This window comes from Rhodococcus sp. OS5, assembly GCF_056837585.1.
On sequence record NZ_CM166368.1, the window covers coordinates 398,308 to 419,790 of the forward strand.

The following is a 21,483-nucleotide window of genomic DNA, read 5'->3' on the forward strand; positions in this document are numbered from 1 at the left end:
AGTGGCAGTTCCCAAGCTGTGGCAGCTGGCCGGCGAGCGCAGCAATACTCAGGTACATCAGGTCAATCCATGACCACTGCGAGGGCCGATGCTCTCGCAGGCCTAGGCGACGAGCGCCGGGAATGGGTCGAGCGAGCCTACGCCCATGTCGATCGTGCGCGATTGCGGGATCTCGCCACTTCGGTGGTCAACATTCCCAGTCCGACGGGTGACGAAGCACCGCTGGCCCGCCACATCACGGCGGTCCTGGCAGCGTCGGGCATCGAGGCCCACACAATGGATCTCGATGATCGGCAGGCGAACTCGTGGGGAAGGCTCCGCGGTGACGGGTCCGGACCGGACCTGTTGCTGTATGCGCCGATCGACACCGTCACGACCGGCGATCCGGCGGAAGACCTGCCGTGGGTGGGAAATGAGCTGCGAGCGGATCTGACGCCGCACGCCCAGTTCGACGAGAACTACGTGATCGGATTGGGTGCGTCGAACCCCAAAGGCCACGCCGTCTGCATTGTCGCGGCGGCCGAAGCAATTGCCGCAGCCGGTATTCCGCTCCGCGGTGACCTGGTGCTCGGATTCGGCGCCGGTGGTATGCCGACCAATGCCCGCCCCGGTGTCGGAAACCCCCGACGCAACACCGGCCAGGGCGTCGGCTGCTCGTTCCTCCTGGAACAGGGAGTGTGGGCGGACTGCGCGTTGATCGCCAAGCCCGGCTGGACGGTTTCCTGGGAAGAAGTGGGACTGGCCTGGTTCGAGATCACGGTGCACGGTCTGCACACCTACGTCGGCTCGCGCCACCGGTTGCCGTACCGCAACGCGATTACCGCAGCCGGCGAGGTGGTCGCCAAGTTGGAGGAATGGTTCCCGAAGTACTCGGCGGCGCATCAGGACGGTTTGGTTGCGCCTCAGGGGATCGTTGCCAACATCCGCGGCGGGTGGGAGCGAACAGCGTCGTTCACCCCCGAGCAGGTGCGCCTTACCGTTGATCTACGGCTCAGCCCGCGGACGACGCCCACCGCGGCCAAGCGCGAACTCAAAGCCGTCGTTGCGGAGATCGCACAATCGCTGGATCTGCAGATCGACATCGAACAGGTTCTTGCCATCCCCGGTGAGGGTTCCGACCCTCGAATGTGGTTGCGCCGCGCCGCAGTCCACGCGTGGGAAGCTGCCGAAGGAGAGCCGCATCAGGACTTCTTCGACGCGAGTGGAGCCACCGACGCAAACATCCTGCGCAGCCGCGGCATCCCGACGATTCGGGTGGGTATGCCCAAGGTGGTCGACGCACCGTTCGAGGTGGACTTCGCGATGGGGATGAACACTGTGGACCTGGCTGCGGCGGAGAGATTTACGAAGTATCTGATCCGAGTGGCCCTCGACACCGTCACCCGCTCGCTCGAGGAAGTAGGAATCGACTGATGGCGAAGATAGTTCTGGGTATCGGTGCCTCCCACAGCACCTTGATGAACACCCATTGGGAAGAGACGACGCACAAGGCGGAGGCCGAACGCTTCCGGGACGCGCTGTATCTGAGCCGGGAGAAGATCGCGGCGTCGAAACCCGATGTTGTCTTGATTCTCGGCTCCAACCACTTTCGCGGTTTCTGGCTGGATCTGATTCCGGCGTTCACTCTCGGCGTCGGAGAGTGCATTTCCAGTGGCGAGTCAGGAACACCCAAGGGGCCGCAACGGGTCGACGTGGAGTTCGCCAGGCACCTTGCAAACGAGCTGATCGAAGGTGGCCGGTTCGATCTTGCCTACTCGGCGCGATTGCAGATCGATCATGGTCAGTCTCACGCGATTCAGTACCTTCTCGACGGAATCGATGTTCCGATAGTTCCGTTGGTGGTCAACGTATTCGCGCCGCCCCTCCCGACGTTCAAGCGATGTGAGGAAGTGGCGAAGGCCCTGCGGGATGCCGTTGCGTCGTATCCGGCGGATACCCGGGTCGTGGTGATCGCGTCCGGTGGATTGTCTCATCGTCTGCCCTGGCCGGACTGGCGGGATCCGCACGGTGAGGACGAGGATTTCATGGTTCAAGCCTGGCTGGACGGCCGGGAGAACTGGTCCGACTACGACGTCCGGCGACGCCAGATCATCCGCGCAGCCGATGCCGCGATCACTCCGGAGTTCGATGACCGAATTCTTGATCTGTTTGCCAGCGGCAAGGCAAGTGAGCTTGCCGAGTTCACGACGCAGCAGATCGAAGACGAGGCGGGCAACGGTGCGCAGGAGTTGCGGACCTGGCTCATGATGGCCGCGATGCTCGACTACGTTCCGGGTGAACCCCTTGCCTACGAAGCGATTCCCGAGTGGCTCACCGGTATGGGTGTCACGATTCTCGATCCAGCTGGAACAGACAGCGCAACAACATAATCTGCACCTTCAGTAAAGGAAGTTTCTCTGATGACAATCTGGAACGAACTTGCCGGGCTCGATTTCGAGTTGACGACCGTCGACGCCGGCGGTGTGCCCACGCGCTCTCTGCAGGCAGGATCCGGTGACGAGGCCGTGATCTTCCTGCACGGCACCAGCGGACACCTCGAGGCATTTGCACGCAATATTGCACCGCACGCCGAGTCTTACCGGGTTCACGCGATCGACATGCTCGGCCATGGTTACACCGGCAAGCCTGACTACCCGTACGAGATTCCGCGCTACGTCGAGCATTTGGTGAACTACCTCGACGCGGTCGGACTGGACCGTGTGCACTTGGTGGGTGAAAGCCTCGGTGGTTGGGTCGCTGCCTACCTGGCCAGCGAGCAGCCCGAACGTGTTCTGTCGCTGCAGTTGCTGGCAGCAGGCGGAACAGTCGCGAACCCGGTAGTCATGGAGCGCATCAAGACGTCGACCGCGAAGGCCGTCCAGAGTGACGACATCGAATTGACCCGCGCACGTATGCAGTTGCTCATGCATGATCCCGCCGATGCAACCGAGGAATTGGTTCAGGCTCGTCACCGGATCTACCATCAGCCTGACTTTGTCGCCAACATCCACAACCTCCTTTCCCTGCAGGAGATGGAGGTTCGCCAGCGGAACCTGCTGCGCCCGGATCGAATGGCACTCATCAAGGCGCCGACTCTTGTGGTCTGGGGTCAGGAAAATCCGTTCGGTGATGTTCCGGAAGCGAAGAAGATGGCCGAGGATATTCCGGGCGCTCAGCTCGAACTCTACTCGGAGTGCGGTCACTGGCCGCAGCACGAGCAGGCAGCGAAGTACAACCCGCTGAGCCTCGAGTTCTTGGCAAAGGCATCAGCCAGCGCGAAGGCAGCTATCTGAGAAGTTCCTGCCAAATATGCTGCTGCGTAATGGAGCCGGTCTCTCGATTGGGAGGCCGGCTTCCGCGTTTTCGAAGGTACAGTCATCGTCTTACAGCGAAGGAGTTCTCGTGAAGAAAGTACTTCTGCTGACGGCCGACGCCGACAACGGACTCGGTACCGCAATCCGTGACGCCGTCAGGGGTGAGGCGGAGGTAGTTCGATTACCTGAGCGCACCACGGGGGCGCTCCGTGCGGAGTTGCCGACATGCGACGTCGTGGTGGGGGACTGGAGTGGTGATCTGCCACTGGGCAAGGAGGAAGCAGAGCTCGGCCGGAATGTGCTCCTCGTCCAACAGCCTGGTGCCGGAACCAATTTCATCGATGCCGAAGCCTGGCGCGCCGCCGGAGTTCCGGTGGCGAATACTCCCGGTGCAAACGCGAACTCGGTTGCGGAGTGGGCAGTGCTCGCGGCAGGTGTGTTGTGCCGCTCCATGTTCTGGGCGCACAACGAGGTTACCGATGGTCGATGGCCACAGGAATCCATCCTGACGCGCGATTGCCGCGATCTGGCGCAGCGCCGGGTCGGCGTCGTAGGTGTTGGTTCGATCGGCCGCCGGTGTGCAGAATTGTTTGCCGCCTTCGGTTGCGACGTCTATGTCACCGCGCGTTCGAGACCGCGTGACACTGTGGCTGCGACGTTTGTGTCACTCGACGAGTTACTGCCTCTCGCGGATGTCCTGGTGCTGGCCGTCCCGCTTACGGAATCAACTCGGGGACTGATCAATTCCCATCGAGTTGCGCAGTTGCCCACCGGAGCGATCGTGGTCAATGTGGCGCGCGGCGCTGTCGTCGACGACGCGGCATTGGCGCGTGCCTTGCGTTCCAGGCATGTCGGCGGCGCTGCCCTCGATGTGTTCGACGTTGAACCACTACCGATTTCGAGCCCGCTCCGTGGATTCGATTCGACCCTCCTGAGTCCGCACGTCGCCGGCGGCAGCGCCGGAGCGCGTGCGTCGATCTATTCGATGACGGCGCAGAATGTCGCCAGTGCGCTGCGCTCGCAGACAATTCGGTGGACATTGTGATTCGGTGGACATTGTGATCGAGGGCCGTGTTACCGAAGTATTTCGGTCCGCACGTTCCTCCAGGTGCAGTGTTTCGCCGAGGTAAGTTCCTGTCCCCGGTCCGCACGGTGGACCCGGTTGGTTCTCGGGTGTAGGTACACACAGCTAGGTTTGCTCTCCACGACCCGCAACTGCGGCACAGATCACAAACAAAGGTGTGAGTAGATGGCCTCGCTGTCAAAGTTTGGAAGGACTGCTCTTGTTTCGGCTGCGCTGCTGCTGACCGTTGCAACCGGCGCATGCAGCCGCCCGGCGACGCAAAGCACAGCTGATTCTGCCGGAAGTGGACCACTGCGTATCGCAGTCGGAATCGATGCTTCCTACGCTCCGTTCTTCGTAGCGGATCAGGAAGGCATGTTCGACGCTGCCGGTTTGGACGTCGAACTCGTCCAGTTCGGTCGTGGTGGCGAGGCCGTCGACGCACTCTCGACCGGGCAGGTCCAGATCGCCGGTAGCTCCGATACGACAACGATCGCCCAGTTGCGTCAGAATCCGTCGTTGCGCGCGATGTACTCGTACGAGGCGTCGGGTGACTACATCAAGGTCGTGCTGCGTAACGGTGTCGACTCACCGGCTGCGATCAAGAAGATGGGCATCGTCCCGGGTCTCAGCCAGATTTCGACGGACAAGTACCTCGCTGCCAATTCCATTGCCCCCGGTTCGGTCGAGATGATCTCGGCGACCCCGACGGACATGCCCGCACTGCTCAGTCGCGGCGACATCGACGGGTTTGTCCTGTGGGAGCCGTGGCCGGCCACCGCCCTGGATCAGGGAACCGGCCACGTGGTGGCAGTAACCGGAGACTACGGCTGGTTCTATCATCATTGGGCGATCACGACGGCTCCGTGGTTGTCGGCCAACGAAGAGACAGCGCGAACCGTCGCGAAGGTGCTCGACGAGGCAACGCGCAAGGTCGAGTCGGATCCGGGCGTGGCAGCGTCCGCGACCAAGGCGGCTGTGAACGTCAGCGAGGATCAGACTATTGCCGCGGTGGACGAGATCGACTTCGCCGTGGTGAATCTCGAAGCTGCGGATGTCGAGTCGGCTCAGTCGATCGTAGATTTCTACAAGTCGATCGGTGTTCTCAGCGACCAGCCGGATCTCGAATCGGCAATGCTTCTGGATTGGTACAAGGATGGTGCACAGTGAGTATCGCAACAAGTGGTTCAACGACCAGCTCGACGAATAGCGCGGGGACAGCCGGCCCCGGCAAGAAGAACACCGGTGTTGCCATCGACGTGGTCGACCTCGGAATCAGCTTCGGCGCGGCGGAGATCGTCGCCGGAATCGACATGCACGTGCAGCCAGGTGAATTCGTCTGTCTGCTCGGTCCGAGTGGCTGCGGCAAGTCGACGCTGCTGTCGTCCATGGCCGGCTTCGTGGAACCCAGCGCCGGCGAGATCGTGTGCGACGGAGATGTCGTCGCCGGCAGTAACCGCCACGCCGGCATGGTGTTTCAGAGCTCCGAAGCGTTGTTCGAATGGATGACCGTGAGCCAGAACGTGGCCTACGGCCCCAGGATGCGTGGAGCGAACCGCAGCGAGCAGGCGAGTATCGCGGCCGAGTACCTCGCGATGGTCGGCTTGCCCCACGCGGGTGCGAAGTTCCCCTCGCAGCTGTCCGGCGGTATGCGGCAACGTGTTCAGATCGCACGAGTTCTTGCCAACCAGCCGTCGTTGGTTCTCATGGACGAGCCGTTCGGTGCGTTGGACGCTCAGACTCGTCAGGTTCTGCAGACCGAACTCGACCGTATCTGGCGGCACACCCGCTGCACCGTGGTATTCGTGACTCACGATATCGACGAGGCACTGACGTTGGCTGACCGTGTGATCGTGATGTCGGCCGGCCCGCGGGCCCGGATCAAGAGCGTCTACGAGGTCAATGCGGCTCGTCCGCGAGACCGCAACGATCCCGAGGTGATCGAGCTCTACGAGAAGCTGCGGGACGACATTCGGGCAGAAGTGGTTGCGTCGCTGCGGAACCAAGGCATTGAGGAGGACGAGCTGTGACGGCTGTAGTGACCGGTGGTTCAGCCGGTGTGAGAACAGCGAAGGTGGCGGAGACAAAAAAGCGTTCGTCGGCGCGGCGATCCAAGATTGTCAAAGCGACGCTGATGTATGCAGCCTCAGCGGCAATCGGTTTGGGCATCTGGTCGTTCCTGGCGTGGTGGTACGGGCCGACCACCATTGCATCACCGGCCGAAGTATGGTCGGCGGCACAGGAACTGTGGGAGAGCGGCGTTCTGTGGTCGTCGATCACCGCATCGGGTCAGCGAATTCTCATCGGCTGGTTCCTGGGTGTCGTGATCGGTGCTCCCGTCGGAATTCTGATGGGCCGCATTTCCATCGTGCGACAGCTCCTCGATCCGTACATCGAGTTCTTCCGGTTCATTCCGCCTATTGCGTTTGTCACTCTCGCCGTCGTCTGGTTCGGCATCGGTGAGACGTCGAAGGTTGTTCTGATCTTCTACACCTCGGTATTCATCGTCACGGTCAGCACGATTGCCGCGACTGTAGCGATCAGCGAGAACAAACTGCAGGCAGCGGCAAATCTTGGTGCCAACAAACTTCAGATCATGAAGACGGTGGTCTTGCCGTCGTCGATCCCCGGCATCGTCACGGGCGCTCGCCTGGCGATGGGCAACAGCTTCCTCACCATCGTGTCGGCGGAGATCGTCGCCGCCGACCAGGGTATCGGTTCGATGATCTGGCAGGCTCGAAACTACGGCCGGATCGACTGGACGTTCGTCGGCATCATCGTCCTGGGCATCATGGGCTTCATCTTCGACCGGATTCTCCGCATTCTGTCCTCGCGGTACCTCGCCCGTTACGGCGTCAAATAGTCAGGAGCGCAGCATGAATCACCCGCTGAGCATTGCCGAGCAGGCCGGAATTCCGGGACCGCCCGAGTTTACCGATATCGAGAGTGAGCGGCGTCGTCGCAAGACCGCTGTCATCGGCGGGTATCGGATTTTGTCGAAATTCGGTTTGGACGAGGGAATCTCGGGACATATCACCGCCCGAGACCCAGAAGATCCGGAGACTTTCTGGACTGCGCCGTTCGGGCGGCACTTCTCCCAGGTTCAGCCGGAGGAATTGCTGCATGTGGCGTCGGACGGCGCGGTCATTTCCGGAGACGGACCGCTCAACCGAGCAGCGTTTGTCATCCACAGCAAGGTTCACGAGGCTCGTCCCGACGTCATCGGAGCTGTTCACGCTCACGGTTTGAACGGTAAGGCGTTCTCCTCGCTGCACACCCGCCTCACGCCGATCACTCAGGACGCGTGCGCCTTTCACGAGGATCACTCGATCTACGAGGAGTATCACGGGGTGGCGCTGGACGAAGAGGAGGGGATTCGCATCGCGGATGCCCTCGGATCGAACAAGGCCGTGATCCTCACCAACCACGGTCATCTGACCGTCGGAACTTCCGTGGAGAGCGCAGTGTGGTGGTATGTGTCGATGGAGCGGTCGATGCAGGCGGAGTTGACGGCGCGAGCCGCCGGTGATCCGGTTGTCCTGCACGAGAAGATCGCGGCGCAGACCTACGAAGCAGTCGGCACCGAGAAGGTGGGGTGGTTTGCGTACTCGACCATCATCCAGAAGATCGCAGCAGACGAACCCGAGGTATTCGCGCACTGAATTCTTCGCGCACTGAATTCCTGCGAGCATTGGGCCCGTCGACCGAGAGGTCGGCGGGCCCTTTTCGTGTTGTCCCGCAACTGTTACCGAGGTCTGTTGAGCGGACCGGTTTCATTTGCGTGAGTCCGTCGGCGCAATACCGTATCGAGTGTGAACAAAACGTCTTCCACGGCGACCGACAACGAGATCGGCGTCGATATTCTGATCATTGGTGCCGGCCCCGCCGGGCTGTACGGCGCGTACTACGCAGGCTTCCGCGGCCTCTCGGTTGCCGTGATCGATGCCCTTGCGGAACCGGGGGGACAGGTCAGTGCGATGTACCCGGAGAAGGCGATCCTCGACATCGCGGGATTCCCTTCGGTCAAGGGACGCAACCTCATCGAGGGTTTGATGGCGCAGGCTGCCCCGTTCGATCCGGTGTACCTTCTGGGCATGCAGGCTCGTGAGCTGTCGCATGACGACGACGGCCGGGTGCGGGTCACCACCAGCACGGGCCAGGTCGTGGTGGCCGGCGCGGTTGTCATCACCGGCGGCATCGGAACCTTCACCCCGCGTCCGTTGGCGAAGGGTTCGGAGTTCATGGATCGGGGGCTGAGTTACTTCGTCCCGGATTTGTCGGCGCACACCGGGAAAGACGTTGTCATCGTCGGTGGCGGCGACAGCGCGTTCGACTGGGCCGTTCACCTGGAACCGATTGCCAAGTCCGTCACCCTGGTTCACCGGCGAGATCGTTTCCGCGCGCACAAATCCACAGTCGCCAAGGTGCAGGAAAGCAGTGTCCAGGTTCTCGTCAACGCCGATGTCTCGGCGGTACGTGGAAACGGGTGGATCGGCGAGGTCGACATCACCCACAAACAAGACAAGAGCACGTCCACGCTGCCCGCTCAATCCGTCATCGCTGCATTGGGATTCACGGCCGACCTCGGTCCGATGATGGAGTGGGGAATCGAGATCGACAATCGCCACATCGCGGTGAACACACGGATGGAGACGAATGTTCCGCGTGTGTATGCCGCCGGGGACATCACGGACTATCCCGGCAAGGTCCGCTTGATCGCCGTCGGTTTCGGCGAGGCCGCGACTGCGGTGAACAACGCTGCGGCAGTGCTGGATCCGGAAGCAGAAATCTTCCCTGGACACTCCACCGAACAGGAGAGCTAGGCAATGGCATTTGTCATCGGTGAAGCATGCATCGACTACACGGACCGATCGTGCATGGAAGAATGCCCCGTGGATTGCATCTACGAGGGTGATCGCAAGCTCTACATCAACCCGAACGAATGCATCGATTGCGGCGCTTGCGAATTGGCCTGCCCGGTGGAGGCGATCACCGTCGACCGGAAAGCAGACCCGGATTTCAAGGAAGACAACAAGCGCTTCTTCCTCGAGGTCTTGCCTACCCGTAGCGAGCCCGTCGGAAATCCGGGTGGTTCGGCAAAGATCGACATCGTCGGCGTCGATACCCCGATGGTTGCGGCGTTCTGATGGCTGGCGGCCTGCAACTCGGATACGTTGATTCGTCTTTCGGGCAATTGCATTACGCGCAGCAAGGTTCGGGTGAGGCGATTCTCCTGCTTCATCAGGCGCCCCGGTCGTGGGACGAGTTCCGCGAGTTCATTCCACTCCTTGCCGACGACTTCCGCGTTGTCGCGATGGACATGCCGGGGTACGGCAACAGTGCTCCGGTGCCCGGCCCGCAGACCATCGAGACCTATGCGCGAGGCGCGTGGGAATTGCTCGACACCCTGGGCGTCGATCGAGTCACGGTCATCGGTCACCACACCGGTGCGGCAGTGGCGCTCGAGATGGCGGCATCACGCCCCGAGAGGGTGCACGCTGCCGTGCTCTCGTCGTGCCCGTGGACCGACCGCAACTACCGCGAGGGGCACTCGGGACCCGGTGGGATCGACTGCGTCGACCGGGCCGCAGACGGTAGCCATCTCACCAGGCTGTGGGAGATGCGTCGCCCCTACTACCCCGAACCAGGCACCGCACTGCTCGACAGGTTCATCCGAGACGCGCTTGCCTACCGGGTAGATCCGGCGGAGGGGCACAAAGCCTGCGCCCGCTACGTCATGGAGGCGAGAGTCGGTTCGGTGACTGCGCCGGTTTTGCTGATCGGCGCGCAGAAGGATCCCTTCTCGATGCCTAACATTGCGCCGTTGCGTGCACACCTGACGGGTGCGGCAGTGGTGGAAACGGAGATCGTCGAATCGGGGACCGTCGCACTCGTCGAGGAGCACGCTCCGCAGATTGCATCCGCCGTCCGCATGTTTCTGGAGAATTACGCAGGTAGGCGCCCCGTGTAAACTCTGCGGGACGGGTTCACTGAGCGGACCGTGTGGCGTGCGTCTCATCGTGTCGTCACCATAGTGTCAGTCTCGAAGCACCTGCACCTAACGAGGACCCCGACCGATCTCGGTCGTTGTGGCACTCGGTCTCGGCAGGCTGTCACAGATCGTTCAGGAGGACACTCATGGCCGCTCCACAACAATCCGTCGGGTTCGGATCCGTACTACCCATCGCGTCGGAAACGACCGCTGCATCGCAGCCTGCAGGTGAACTGTCCTCGGTCCTGGGCAAGGCTCGAATGATCTTGGACGCTTTCGACACCGACCACAGTGACCTGTCTCTGACGGAGCTCACCCGGCGCAGTGGGGTCGCGAAAGCGACGGTTCACCGGTTGGCCGGCGAGCTGGTCGAGTGGGGATTGCTCGAGCGCGCGGGTACCAAGTACCGGCTCGGCCTGCGATTGTTCGAGCTGGGCCAATTGGTGCCGCGTCAGCGGATTCTGCGCGACGCGGCGCTGCCGTACATGGAGGACCTACTACTGGCGACGCAGGAGACGGTTCACTTTGCGGTTCGTGACGGCATCGACGTCCTCTACATCGAGAAGATCATCGGACACCGCGGGCTCAATCAGCAGTCGCGGGTGGCCGGTCGGCTCCCGCTGTACTGCACCGCCACCGGCAAGATCATCCTTGCCTTCTCCCCGCAATCGGTCTTCGACGAGGTAGTCGAGCAGGGTTTCACCGCCTTGACCAGTCGAACGACGATGTCCGTCAGCGTGCTGCGCCAGCAAACCGAGCGGATGCGTAAGGAGCAACTCGCGGTGGAGGTCGAGGAGACACGGCTCGGGTACATGAGCGTCGCAGTGCCGGTGTTCAGCGGCCCGCGCACTCTGGCCGGCGCGTTGTCTGTGACAGCGCCGACGGCTCGCCTCAACGTCAGCCGCATCACCGGGGCCCTGCGCACTGCCGGCGCCGGAATCACCCGAAAACTTCATGCCATGAAGTGCACACATTCGCCGAGCGACCCGCTGGCTCTGCGCACGATCTGCAGTCCGGTGATGTGTTCGTTCAACGGTTGCGGCAAGTAGCGAGGCGCGGTCTATCGCCGGGCGCGGAACACGCTCTTCTCGCAGTCCCAGGTGTGTGGGCCGACGCCCCTCTCACGTAGCACTGCTTTCTGTACCTTGCCGGTTTCGGTGAGTGGCAACGTGTCCACGACGTCGATGTACCGGGGAAGTGCAAAGTACGGCAGCTGTTGCTGGGAGAACTCCAGAATCGAAATGGGATCGAAAGATACTCCGGGGCGCAGTATTACAGTTGCCATGACGTCGTCCTCGGCCAGATCCGACGGTACCGGGAAGACGGCAACCTGACCGACCGACGGATGCAACGCCAGAACGGTTTCCACTTCGGCCCCGGAAATATTTTCACCGCGGCGCCGAATCACGTCTTTGATGCGATCGACAAATCGGAACCAGCCGTCTGCTTCCCGAATCACCCTGTCACCGGTCTGTATCCAACTCTCCGTCGCCGGAATCTCCTCGCCCAGATAGCCCAGTGAACAGGCGCCGGGGATCGTGCTGCGGACCACCAGTTCGCCGGGCTCCCCGTCTGCGGCCGCAGTACCGTCGTTGACGACTGCGGCGTCGTAGCCACTCATCACCCGCCCCATGTACCCGGCCCGCCGATCTCCCGGAAGTGTGCCGATCACGAGATTGGTTTCGGTACTTCCGAATCCGTCCACGAGTTCTACACCGAATCTCTGGGCAAACGGTTCGATCAGATGAGCCGGCGTTGCGGGGGCAAGTGCCACGTGGACGCTGTGCTGTCGGTCTTGCGGCGATGGGTCCGCGTTCATCAACATGGCCACCATCGCACCCAGCAGGTAGTCGACAGTTGCGCCGATCTCGCGAACTTCGCGCCAATGATTGCGGACCGAAAAGCGTTGTCCCAGGAAAAAAGTAGACCCGGCCCAAAGGGACTGAACAAAGGCATTGAGAGCATTGGTGTGAAACAGCGGCAGGCAGTTGTACAGCACATCGTCCCCGGTGAGCCCGAGTGAGGCGCCGACGCCTTTGCCCCACTGCAGGAACTGCGCGTGCGGGCATCGAACGCCTCGGGGCAGACCGGTGGTGCCGGAGGTGAAGAGTATCGCGGCCAGGTCGAGCGGATCGAGGGTCTCGGGCTCACAGCCCGGATGCGAACCGGCAGTGGGGACGCACTGTTCACCCATGACCCACACGGTGCCGTCGAATCCGGCTACAGCGCCTGAGTATTCGGGTGAAACCAGGATCCGTTGTACACCAGCCTGTTCGAGTGCGCCGGCAACACTGTCGGCTCGGAGGGCCGTATTGAGTGGGACGACAACCGCACCGATCCACGCGCATCCGAGAACAAGGTCTGCCAGTTCGATCCTGTTGCCGGACAGTGCCGCCACGCGCTCCCCACGGCCGACACCGTGATTACGGAGATCCGCCCCCAACGACGCTGCACGATCCCGCAATTCGCGGTAGGTGACCGTGATCCCGTCGACGACGAGCGCCGGGTGCTCCGGACGCTCCAAAGCTCGCCTCCGGATCAAATCCGGAAGCGAGCGCGGAATGGCATGTGCGTCGTGGGGCATGGGTAATTGTATCCCTCAGGGTACGACGACGGCCCGGCCGGCAACCTTGCCCTCACCCATCAACTGCAGTGCCGTTGCGATGTCATCCAGCGGAAACTCCTGCACTGCAACGGAAATCTTGCCTTCGATGAGCAGCCGGATCATTTCAGGTGCCAGTTCGGCTTGCCGGGCAGTCTTGCGAATCATGTTGACGGGTAGGATCCGGACATCGCTGAGCAACCAGTTCGGCAAGTCCAGGGTGAGGCTCTTACCCAAGGTATATCCGATCAGGGCAGCCCGGCCACCGGGGACAACACCCGCCAGAAGGTGCGGCAAGCCGTCGCCGCCAAGCGTGTCGATCACGGCGTCGACGGAAGGCTCGGATCCCACCACTCCGGCAAGTTCGTCGCCTTGCCCGACGACGGGACGCACACCCTCCGGAAGCAAGGCAGCCTGATCTTCGCGCGGTACAACACCGATTACCTCGGACGCTCCGGCAAGCAGAGCGAACTGTGCTGCCATCGATCCGACAGCGCCGGATGCTCCGGCGACAACAACTCGTTCGCCGGGAGCGACGGCTGCAATGTCGTTGACGGCAACATAGCCGGTTGTGCTGGGCAGGAAGAAGGTTGCGGCGACGGCCGGCGACAGTGCGGGATCAAAGGGTGTGAACGCCTTGTCTGCCGCTACCAGATACTCAGCCCAGCAACCGTTCTTGAACAGTCCGACTCCGCCGCCTCGGACCAGAAGGCGGGTGCCAGGCTCATAGGTGTCGGATTCGATTACCGTCGCCGCTCCGTCTGTTCCACCGATATGTGGCAGGTTCGGCTTGACTCCGAAGTTTCCGCTCGCGACGGTGATGTCGAGATGGCCGAGCGCGGCAGCGTCGATGCGCACGAGCGTCTGACCGGATTCACGTGTGGGAATGTCGATGTCGTCGATGACCGGTGAAGTGCCGAACTGATGGAGTCGGGCCGCGCGCATTGTGTCTCCTAGTAGCGATCTGTGAATGGATGTACTGAATATGAGTGCGGTCAGGACAGGATCGACTGGTCGCGAAGTCCGGCGATCAGTTCGTCGCTGTATCCGAGCACCGACTCGAGGACGTCGTCGGTGTCCGCGCCCAGCACCGGCGCAGCGCGTCGGATCGAGCCGGGTTCGGAGTTCCGGCGAACGGGGATGCCTTCGTGGAGGAATGTTCCGGCGAGGGGATGTTCCTGTGCCGAATAGAAACTGCGTGCCCGAAGATGTGGATCGCTCTCGACCAGGTCGCGTCCGTCCTGGACGGTGCCGGCCGCGATACCCGCCGATTGCAAGCGTTCCATGACGGTTTCGGGTGACAGAGTCCTGGTCCAGTCGGCGATGGCGTCGTCGATACGTTCGTGATCGGCTTGGCGGCTTTCTGCACTCGCGAAGTCAGGATTGCCGATCCATTTCTCTGCTTCGATGATGCGGCACAATGCATTCCATTCCGTGGTATCGCGAACGGCAATCGAGCACCACCGGTCGCTGCCGAGGCACGGGTACACGCCGTGTGGTGCCAGTTCGTGATGGCTGTTGCCGATCGGATCGGGGGACTGTGACCGGGCGGCTCGGAGAACGCTGGTACCCATGTGTGCTGCCATGGCTTCGAGTTGTGACAGGTCTACGTGCTGTCCCCGGCCGGTCCGGTCGCGGTAGTCGAGGGCTGCCAGCATCGCGACGCCGGCTTGCAGTCCGGCGACGATGTCGCCATGGCCGTAGATGACTCCGACAACGTCATCGGCGTTCCAGCCGGTCAGTGCGGTCAAACCGGTACTTGCCGAAACGATGTCGGCATACGACACCCAGTCCTTGCGAGGACCGGTGTGACCCATCCCGGACATCGACACGTAGATGATGTCCGGGTTGAGCTCCCGGAGTTGTTCGTAGCCGAGCCCCATCTTGTCCATGACCGACGAGCTGAAATTCTCGACCACGACGTCGGAGTTCCTGATCAGGTCGCGCAGTACCGAAAGGCCCTCTGCGGATCGGGTATCGAGTGTGATGCTGCGCTTGTTGCGGTTGACGTCGTTGAAGTACCCGCTGGTGTTCGGATTGTCGTGCGGTCCTCGCGAGAGATGCATGAACGGTGCAAAGCGAGTCGGGTCCGGGCGTCCGATCGATTCGACCTTGATGACATCGGCACCGTGGTCGGCAAGGATTCTGGTGCCGTACGGGCCCGCCAACACCCACGTGAGATCCAGGACGCGGACACCTTCGAGGCTGGGCGTGCTGCCACCGCTGAACTCGTGGGTTTCGTTCACTGCCACAGGCGAGGTGGCCTTCAAGAGTTCCTGATGCTGGCCCAACCGGGCAGCCTCGAGCGTTCCGATGCGCCGGCCTTCGGGGAAAGCGAAGCCGAACCCGAGATCGCGGTAGGTACCGTGATCTCCGGTCACGTCGGTGAAGAAGTCCCGGTCGTTGAGTTGCGGGTTACGCAGCAGTTCTTCGGGCCGGTCGACCGCTGCCCACGGCAACTTGCGTGACTGCGCGCTGACCGCGAATTCTTCCTTCGGCCACTTCGCGATGAAGGCGGACAGAACGTCGAAAATGTGTTCCTGATGCGTCTTTCGGTAGACCGCGTCGGACCACTCCGGTTGATCGAGATCGTCCTGAGCATCGTTGTCGATCAGCCAGGCCAACATGCCGTCCCACATGCGGGGGCTACCGCCGAGGCCGCCACCGACATAACCGTCGGCGGCCTGGAACAGTCCGTGCGGAACGAGCGGATGTACCCGGCCCGGACGCGGTGGTACGCGGTCCTCGTGAATGTAGGCAAGAGTGCCCGCTTCCAGCGCGGCGGCAACACATTCCTGAGCGCTGATCTCCAGCAACGGGTTGTGGCCCTTGGATCGCGAACGCAGTCCGAGAAGCACGCCGATTGCGGCATTGATTCCGGCGAGCTGCTCAGCCTGGAGTTCGGGGAGCAGCAGTGGAGGGTGCTCGGGATCGCCGACCTGGGCCATCATCCCGCCGAGTGCCGCGACGGTCAGATTTGTTGCCTTCCAGTCACTTCGCGGTCCGGTTGTGCCGAAGGGTGTCACTCGTACGTGAACGAGAGATCCTCGGTTGTCGCGTAGAGCGCCGGTCGCGCTGCCGTCGAGCAGGACGTCGGCACTGCGCAGCAGTGCTTCGAAAGCGAGGCGATCGTTGCTGTCGTCGATATCGAGGACAACGGACTTCTTGCCCGCATGCCAATGCAAGTACGAATCACCCTGGGACTCGGTGCGACTGGGGTCACCGGTGGGTGGTTCTACCAGAATGACCTCGAAACCCAGCCCGACCAGGATGCGCCCGGCGAATCGCGCAAACGGACTGGAAATCTCTACGACCCGTACCGGGGGATGCACCACAACTACTCCGTTTCAATCGAAAGATATCGCCGAACCGACTGGAGTCGAACGTAGTTCTGCGGGCCGGTGGGCGACATGATTTCGGTCTGCCCACCGGACCCGTTCTCACTCTCCGCTCAGGCGGCGTTCTGCTCGAACCATCCCGAGAGGAGGACAGCGGACGGATCGATGTCCGCGGAGATCTTGCCCTGCTCGCGGAAGAATGCAACAAGTTCGTTTGCGCGCTCCACGTCGTCCTCGGTGAATCCGCGTCCACCGAAATCGATTTGGGTCACCCGGTCTGCGGCCTCGGCCGGGTCCATCTGGATAGACGCGGCAATTGCGGTTGCAGCCCGATCCGGATCCGAGTTCACGATTGCCGACGCTTCCGAGATCACCTTGAACACCTTGCCTGCGGTTTCTTCGTTCGCGGACAACCAGTTGTCCGAAGCGATGATCCATTGGGCGTACTTGGCGCCGAAGTCGCCGGTCGTGGCAACAACGCGCCCGCCGGTATTGACACTCTGCGTCACCCAGGGGTCGAAGGACAGGAAGCCGTCGATGTCACCGCGCGCCAGCAAAGCAGGCTGTTCGGGCGGGCTTGTGCTCACGAGTGTGACCGTCGTGGGGTCGATGCCGAGACTGGCCAGGTACTGGTTCGTGAAGTAGAGGCCGATGCCGGGGAAGACGCCCATGGTCTTGATCGACTTCGGCTCGACGCCATTCCTCAGTACAACCTGGAAGTATCGGTCGGATTCCTGAAATACGCCCAGCGCCCGCAGGCTCGGATTGGCGGCCATGACGGACAGTGCCGTCGAGTCGGCATTGCCGGAGAGTTCCGAAGTTCCGGCTACGACGTTCTGGGCGCCCGCCGCCCCGCCTTCCGTCTGGATGACCTGGACGTCGAGGCCGGCGGCCTCGAACATGCCCTCGTGGTCGGCCAGGAAAATCGGGGCGTACGACGGGTCTACACCCACCGCGATCCGTACCAGGCCACCACTTTCCGCGGAGTTGTCGGTAGCGGGCCGGGTGCATCCGCTGACCGCGATCGTCAGGGCGGCGAGAGAAGCGACTGCGCCCACCCATTTCTTCTGAAATTTGTTGAGCATGATGGCCTCTCGGTAAATGGGAGCTGTCAGCGTCCCGTGAAGGTGGGGGACCGCTTGTCGAGGAATGACTGAAGTCCCTCAGCAGCGTCGTCCGTCTTGATCAGGTCGAGCACTGCCTCGAATTCGAGATCCAGCGCTTGATCGAGCGGCAACGACATGCCCTCGTCGACAATGCGTTTGATCATTCCGATGGTGGCAGTGGGTTTCGTCGCGAGTTCGCGTGCGAGGTCAGCGCAATGCGCATCGAGGTCGGCGTCCGCAACGACGGTGTCGACCAGGCCGATATCGAGTGCATGCTCGGCGCTGAGGCGCTTGCCTTCGATCATGAGCACTTTGGCTCGGTGAGCCCCGATGAGGCGTGGAAGTCGCTGGCTGCCACCAGCACCCGGAAAAAGCCCAAGTCCGATCTCGGGGAAGCCGATGGTCGCCGACTGCGCCATGATGCGGAAGTCGCAGGCCAACGTCAGTTCTGCTCCGCCGCCGAGTGCGTGCCCGTTGATCTTCGCGACGACAGGTTTGGGAGCCGACTCGAGGATCCGCTGTACGTCGACCCACGGGCGCATCGCGCGCTGAGTTTCTTCCGTCAGCTCGCGCATCACGGTGATGTCCGCACCGGCGACGAAGAACCGTCCAGTGCCCGTCACGACAATGACGCGGACGGTCTGGTCCGACGCGAGTACCGGCAGTATCTCCAGAAGCTCGGCGATCATGCTGGGGTTGAATGCGTTGGCTGGAGGTTTGTCGATAGTCACGGTGGCAATCGAGTCTGTGACGTCGACGGTGACGAAGTTGTAGGTCTGGCCGGTCTGTCTCGTCAAGTGAGCTCCTGTCAGCGGGTTGGCGGGGTAAACCGGTCGAGCCGGGGGATGTGTAGTGGGAAGTATGGTGGGGACCCTCACGCGGCGGTACCGCTCGGGTTCGGTCAGTAGACCAATGCGGATGCTGATCGCGTAGGAACTTTCTTCGCTGTGATCACGGCGATATTTGCTCCTGTGACAGGATTGAGCCCGTGACTTCTGCAGTACCGACACCGCCCGCGCCCTCCGTCGACAAGCGTCCCGAGTCGATTTTCACGATAGGGACCAGGCTCGAGGACCGGCTCGGACGAACCGGAACCATCCACACACCGCACGGCGATATCGCGACGCCGTCGTTCGTGGCTGTCGGAACCAAGGCCACGGTCAAGGCCGTGCTGCCCGAGTCCATGAAGGAACTCGGTGCGCAGTCGTTGCTCGCCAATGCGTACCACCTGTACCTGCAGCCGGGCCCCGACATCGTCGACGAGGCCGGGGGGCTGGGCAAGTTCATGAACTGGGACGGCCCCACCTTCACCGACAGCGGCGGCTTCCAGGTGATGTCTCTTGGCGTCGGGTTCAAGAAGGTGCTCGCGATGGAGGCCGTCGGCGTGCAGTCCGACGACGTCATCGCAAAGGGCAAGGAGCGTCTGGCGACGGTCGACGACGAGGGCGTGACGTTCAAATCGCACCTCGACGGCAGCAAGCATCGCTTCACCCCCGAGGTGTCGATGCAGATTCAGCATCAGCTCGGCGCCGACATCATGTTCGCGTTCGACGAGCTCACCACGTTGCTCAACACCCGCGGCTATCAGGAGCGATCGGTCGAGCGCACGCAGGCGTGGGCGATCCGCTGTATCAATGAACACGAGAAGCTCACCGCCGAACGCGCTGACAAGCCCTATCAGGCTCTCTTCGGCGTGATCCAAGGCGCGCAGTACGAAGATCTGCGACGTCAAGCCTGCCGCGGACTCGAGTCGATCGAAGGCGAGAACGGATACGGCTTCGACGGCTACGGCATCGGCGGCGCCCTGGAGAAGCAGAACCTCGGAACGATCGTGCGTTGGTGTAACGAGGAACTACCCGAGAACAAGCCGCGTCATATGCTCGGCATCAGTGAACCGGACGACTTCTTCGTCGCAATCGAGAACGGCGCGGACACTTTCGACTGCGTCAACCCGTCGCGTGTTGCTCGCAATGCTGCGATTTACGTCCGCTCCGGCAGGTTCAACATCAACACCAGCCGATTCCGTCGTGACTTCACGCCTATCGACGACGAGTGCGACTGCTACACGTGCGCCAATTACACCCGCGCGTACATCCATCACCTCTTCAAGGCGAAGGAAATGCTCGCGTCGACGCTTTGCACCATCCACAACGAGCGATTCACCGTGAAGTTGGTCGACGATATCCGAGCCAGCATCGAAGGTGGGTATTTCCACGACTTCAAGGCAGACATGCTCGGAAAGTTCTACGCGGCGAAGACGCCTGCACCTCAGGCGTAGGTCGGTTCGCGCTTCTTCACGTATGCGATGACGCGGTAGGTGATCGGCATGACCAGAACCTCGACAAGCGTCTTCCACAGGAAGCCGACCAGCACGTAGTTGATGAAGTCTTCCCATGTGCTGATGCCGATGACACCGGCCGCGATGGAACAGAAGATGAGGGTATCGGCGAATTCGCCGACGACGGTCGAGCCGATCAGTCGCGCCCACAGATGCTTCTCCTGCATGCGCTTTTTCATCATGACCAGAACCAGTGAGTTCAGTAGCTGTCCGACGAGGTAGGCGGCCAAGCCTGCGACCAGTAGCCGGGGAATGACACCGACCACGGTTTCGAGGGCGGCCTGGTTCTCGTAGAACTCTGCCGACGGGAGTTGCACTGCAATCCAGAAGCACGCAGCGGCAAGAATCAGTGCGCCGAAGCCCAGGTAGATCGCGCGTCGGGTCGCTTTGAAGCCGTAGACCTCGCTGAGCACGTCACCGAGGACGTAGGCGAGCGGGAACAAGAAGAATCCACCATCGGTGATGATGGGCAGAATCTGCAAGGGACCGAGCGAGAAGTCGGAATCCGCAAAGAAGGCGACCCCCTTGGTCGCCGCCACGTTCGAGATCAGCAGCGTTGCGGTGAAGAGCGCGACGATCGTCGGGTAATAACCCCGGCTGACGTGCGCAAATTTGGTTTCGTGGGTCGATTCGTCTTGCTGATCCTGAGCTGTCACGTCCGTCATCCAAGCACCACAAGGCGCTCGGATGCGAGTTGGCGACCGTCCAGTTGCGCAGAACACACCGAAGGCCCTGCGGTTTCACGTGGAACCGCAGGGCCTTCGGTGATGCAAACGAACGGATCAGGCAGCTACATGGCCGCCGGTCAGCACGCGGTATGCGTAGGTGCTGGCGATCAACGCGACGGGCGCCGTCACCAGAAGACCGATTCCACACAGCAGCGCACCGACGATGTTGATACCGATCAGAGCGAGCGCCAGCAGGACCAACGTTCCGACGTTCGACGAGGTCAACGCGTAACTCGATTTGATGCCCGAAATCGCATCCTGATTCTTGTCCACGATGAAGGTCAGCGTGTAGTAGAGCAGGAACGCCGCGATGATGCCGGGAATGATGCAGAGAGCCAAACCGACGTAAGTTGCCACTGCTACCAGGAAACCGCCGAGAACAACTGCGCCGATGTTGGTGAATTGGAAGAAGGTGCCGAAAGCCGGCTTGATTCCATCCAATTCGCTCAACGCTCCACGAAGGAATGCGGCTTGGATGATGTAGCCGACGATAGCGGTGACCAATCCACCCACGATCGACAGCGCGCTGAATTCGGTATTGGTGTAGTCGAAACCGTTGAAAGCGCCCTGGATCAGTCCGGCGATCAAGAACGCGATGATCGAGATTCCGATCCAAACCAATGCGTTGTCTTTGAACTTGTTCCAGCCGTAGGTAATTGCCGCACCCACAGAAAGCTGCGGTCCACCGAATCCTGCGCCGTAGTCGTTGGCGGGCGGCGGTGGGAAGTTACCGCCTCCGGGAGGTGGCGGGTATCCACCGGGCGGTGGGTAGTTGCCTCCGGGAGGGGGATAGCTTCCACCCTGCGGAGGCGGCGGATATCCACCTGGCGGCGGGTAATTGCCACCTTGAGGAGGTGGGGGGTATCCACCAGGCGGCGGGTAGCTTCCGCCCTGCGGAGGCCCCGCCGGCGGGGGATAGCTCCCAGGAGGAGGCGTTCCCTGCTGGCCGTAGGGATCCTGGGGCGGGAATTGCTTTCCGTCCTCGGGATTCTGGTTGGGGTCGTGCCCACCGGTTGTCATATG

20 protein-coding genes are annotated in these 21,483 nt (G+C 61.9%); 13 read left to right on the forward strand and 7 right to left on the reverse strand.

Annotation, left to right across the window (positions count from 1 at the left end):
* Positions 1-69 precede the first annotated feature (69 nt).
* The 12 genes from ACVZUB_RS01905 (at position 70) to ACVZUB_RS01960 (ending at position 11,397) form a co-directional block, all read left to right on the forward strand.
* A complete protein-coding gene (locus ACVZUB_RS01905; protein ID WP_050655585.1) occupies positions 70-1,413 on the forward strand; it encodes a M20 family metallopeptidase in 1,344 nt (447 codons plus the stop codon).
* Entirely contained in the window at positions 1,413-2,369 is a 957-nt protein-coding gene (locus tag ACVZUB_RS01910) for a DODA-type extradiol aromatic ring-opening family dioxygenase (RefSeq protein ID WP_322942830.1), read from the forward strand. The genes ACVZUB_RS01905 and ACVZUB_RS01910 overlap by 1 nt, the downstream gene beginning before the upstream one ends.
* A 30-nt stretch (positions 2,370-2,399) precedes the next feature.
* Entirely contained in the window at positions 2,400-3,272 is an 873-nt protein-coding gene (locus ACVZUB_RS01915) for an alpha/beta fold hydrolase (protein ID WP_019746500.1), read from the forward strand.
* A 109-nt stretch (positions 3,273-3,381) separates the two neighbouring features.
* Complete coding sequence (locus tag ACVZUB_RS01920) at positions 3,382-4,338, forward strand: NAD(P)-dependent oxidoreductase (protein WP_019746501.1); 957 nt, start codon at positions 3,382-3,384, stop codon at positions 4,336-4,338.
* 204 nt (positions 4,339-4,542) lie between these two features.
* Positions 4,543-5,526, forward strand: coding sequence for an ABC transporter substrate-binding protein (locus ACVZUB_RS01925; RefSeq protein WP_007731624.1), 984 nt, complete (start codon positions 4,543-4,545; stop codon positions 5,524-5,526).
* On the forward strand, positions 5,523-6,386 hold the full coding sequence (locus ACVZUB_RS01930) for an ABC transporter ATP-binding protein (RefSeq protein WP_007731623.1): 864 nt from the start codon (positions 5,523-5,525) through the stop codon (positions 6,384-6,386). The genes ACVZUB_RS01925 and ACVZUB_RS01930 overlap by 4 nt, the downstream gene beginning before the upstream one ends.
* Positions 6,383-7,219 (forward strand): ABC transporter permease, encoded by an 837-nt coding sequence (locus ACVZUB_RS01935; protein ID WP_019746502.1) that lies wholly within the window; start codon positions 6,383-6,385, stop codon positions 7,217-7,219. The genes ACVZUB_RS01930 and ACVZUB_RS01935 overlap by 4 nt, the downstream gene beginning before the upstream one ends.
* Positions 7,220-7,232: 13 nt before the next feature.
* Positions 7,233-8,018, forward strand: coding sequence for a class II aldolase/adducin family protein (locus tag ACVZUB_RS01940; RefSeq protein ID WP_054188628.1), 786 nt, complete (start codon positions 7,233-7,235; stop codon positions 8,016-8,018).
* Between the two features lie 150 nt (positions 8,019-8,168).
* Entirely contained in the window at positions 8,169-9,179 is a 1,011-nt protein-coding gene (locus tag ACVZUB_RS01945; protein ID WP_054827401.1) for an NAD(P)/FAD-dependent oxidoreductase, read from the forward strand.
* Positions 9,180-9,182: 3 nt separating this feature from the next.
* On the forward strand, positions 9,183-9,503 hold the full coding sequence (locus ACVZUB_RS01950) for a DUF362 domain-containing protein (RefSeq protein ID WP_007731605.1): 321 nt from the start codon (positions 9,183-9,185) through the stop codon (positions 9,501-9,503).
* Entirely contained in the window at positions 9,503-10,327 is an 825-nt protein-coding gene (locus ACVZUB_RS01955) for an alpha/beta fold hydrolase (protein WP_007731603.1), read from the forward strand. The genes ACVZUB_RS01950 and ACVZUB_RS01955 overlap by 1 nt, the downstream gene beginning before the upstream one ends.
* 167 nt (positions 10,328-10,494) lie before the next feature.
* Positions 10,495-11,397 carry an IclR family transcriptional regulator gene (locus ACVZUB_RS01960; protein ID WP_007731601.1) on the forward strand — a complete coding sequence of 301 codons (903 nt, stop codon included), beginning with the start codon at positions 10,495-10,497 and terminating at the stop codon, positions 11,395-11,397.
* Positions 11,398-11,408: 11 nt separating this feature from the next.
* Here the strand turns inward: ACVZUB_RS01960 and ACVZUB_RS01965 are convergent, their stop codons facing one another.
* The 5 genes from ACVZUB_RS01965 to ACVZUB_RS01985 all read right to left on the reverse strand — a co-directional run bounded on the left by ACVZUB_RS01965 (position 11,409) and on the right by ACVZUB_RS01985 (position 18,191).
* Positions 11,409-12,932, reverse strand: a complete 1,524-nt coding sequence (locus ACVZUB_RS01965) for an AMP-binding protein (protein WP_054827402.1) — start codon at positions 12,930-12,932, stop codon at positions 11,409-11,411.
* Between the two features lie 15 nt (positions 12,933-12,947).
* Positions 12,948-13,895 (reverse strand): quinone oxidoreductase family protein, encoded by a 948-nt coding sequence (locus tag ACVZUB_RS01970; protein WP_322942831.1) that lies wholly within the window; start codon positions 13,893-13,895, stop codon positions 12,948-12,950.
* Positions 13,896-13,945: 50 nt separating this feature from the next.
* Positions 13,946-16,282 carry a CaiB/BaiF CoA-transferase family protein gene (locus ACVZUB_RS01975; protein WP_230359430.1) on the reverse strand — a complete coding sequence of 779 codons (2,337 nt, stop codon included), beginning with the start codon at positions 16,280-16,282 and terminating at the stop codon, positions 13,946-13,948.
* Positions 16,283-16,401: 119 nt separating this feature from the next.
* Complete coding sequence (locus ACVZUB_RS01980; RefSeq protein ID WP_007731596.1) at positions 16,402-17,373, reverse strand: ABC transporter substrate-binding protein; 972 nt, start codon at positions 17,371-17,373, stop codon at positions 16,402-16,404.
* A gap of 26 nt (positions 17,374-17,399) precedes the next feature.
* Positions 17,400-18,191: an enoyl-CoA hydratase/isomerase family protein gene (locus ACVZUB_RS01985; RefSeq protein WP_020723626.1), complete on the reverse strand. Its 792-nt coding sequence runs from the start codon at positions 18,189-18,191 to the stop codon at positions 17,400-17,402.
* Positions 18,192-18,382: 191 nt separating this feature from the next.
* On the opposite strand from ACVZUB_RS01985, the gene tgt reads away from it, so the two are divergent.
* Entirely contained in the window at positions 18,383-19,672 is a 1,290-nt protein-coding gene (tgt, locus tag ACVZUB_RS01990) for a tRNA guanosine(34) transglycosylase Tgt (RefSeq protein ID WP_007731594.1), read from the forward strand.
* On the opposite strand, the gene ACVZUB_RS01995 is transcribed toward tgt, so the two are convergent.
* On the reverse strand, positions 19,663-20,397 hold the full coding sequence (locus ACVZUB_RS01995; protein ID WP_030535741.1) for a queuosine precursor transporter: 735 nt from the start codon (positions 20,395-20,397) through the stop codon (positions 19,663-19,665). The genes tgt and ACVZUB_RS01995 overlap by 10 nt on opposite strands.
* Before the next feature lie 117 nt (positions 20,398-20,514).
* Positions 20,515-21,480: a DUF2189 domain-containing protein gene (locus tag ACVZUB_RS02000; RefSeq protein ID WP_223304518.1), complete on the reverse strand. Its 966-nt coding sequence runs from the start codon at positions 21,478-21,480 to the stop codon at positions 20,515-20,517.
* Positions 21,481-21,483: the final 3 nt, after the last annotated feature.

Excerpts from the sequence above, each read along its gene's own strand:
- ACVZUB_RS01965 (WP_054827402.1), bottom strand. The coding sequence starts at position 12,932 with ATGCCCCACGACGCACATGCCATTCCGCGCTCGCTTCCGGATTTGATC.
- ACVZUB_RS01925 (WP_007731624.1), top strand. The coding sequence starts at position 4,543 with ATGGCCTCGCTGTCAAAGTTTGGAAGGACTGCTCTTGTTTCGGCTGCG.
- ACVZUB_RS01905 (WP_050655585.1), top strand. The coding sequence starts at position 70 with ATGACCACTGCGAGGGCCGATGCTCTCGCAGGCCTAGGCGACGAGCGC.
- ACVZUB_RS01980 (WP_007731596.1), bottom strand. The coding sequence starts at position 17,373 with ATGCTCAACAAATTTCAGAAGAAATGGGTGGGCGCAGTCGCTTCTCTC.
- ACVZUB_RS02000 (WP_223304518.1), bottom strand. The coding sequence starts at position 21,480 with ATGACAACCGGTGGGCACGACCCCAACCAGAATCCCGAGGACGGAAAG.
- ACVZUB_RS01915 (WP_019746500.1), top strand. The coding sequence starts at position 2,400 with ATGACAATCTGGAACGAACTTGCCGGGCTCGATTTCGAGTTGACGACC.
- ACVZUB_RS01940 (WP_054188628.1), top strand. The coding sequence starts at position 7,233 with ATGAATCACCCGCTGAGCATTGCCGAGCAGGCCGGAATTCCGGGACCG.
- ACVZUB_RS01960 (WP_007731601.1), top strand. The coding sequence starts at position 10,495 with ATGGCCGCTCCACAACAATCCGTCGGGTTCGGATCCGTACTACCCATC.
- ACVZUB_RS01995 (WP_030535741.1), bottom strand. The coding sequence starts at position 20,397 with ATGACGGACGTGACAGCTCAGGATCAGCAAGACGAATCGACCCACGAA.
- ACVZUB_RS01910 (WP_322942830.1), top strand. The coding sequence starts at position 1,413 with ATGGCGAAGATAGTTCTGGGTATCGGTGCCTCCCACAGCACCTTGATG.
- ACVZUB_RS01970 (WP_322942831.1), bottom strand. The coding sequence starts at position 13,895 with ATGCGCGCGGCCCGACTCCATCAGTTCGGCACTTCACCGGTCATCGAC.
- ACVZUB_RS01955 (WP_007731603.1), top strand. The coding sequence starts at position 9,503 with ATGGCTGGCGGCCTGCAACTCGGATACGTTGATTCGTCTTTCGGGCAA.
- ACVZUB_RS01950 (WP_007731605.1), top strand. The coding sequence starts at position 9,183 with ATGGCATTTGTCATCGGTGAAGCATGCATCGACTACACGGACCGATCG.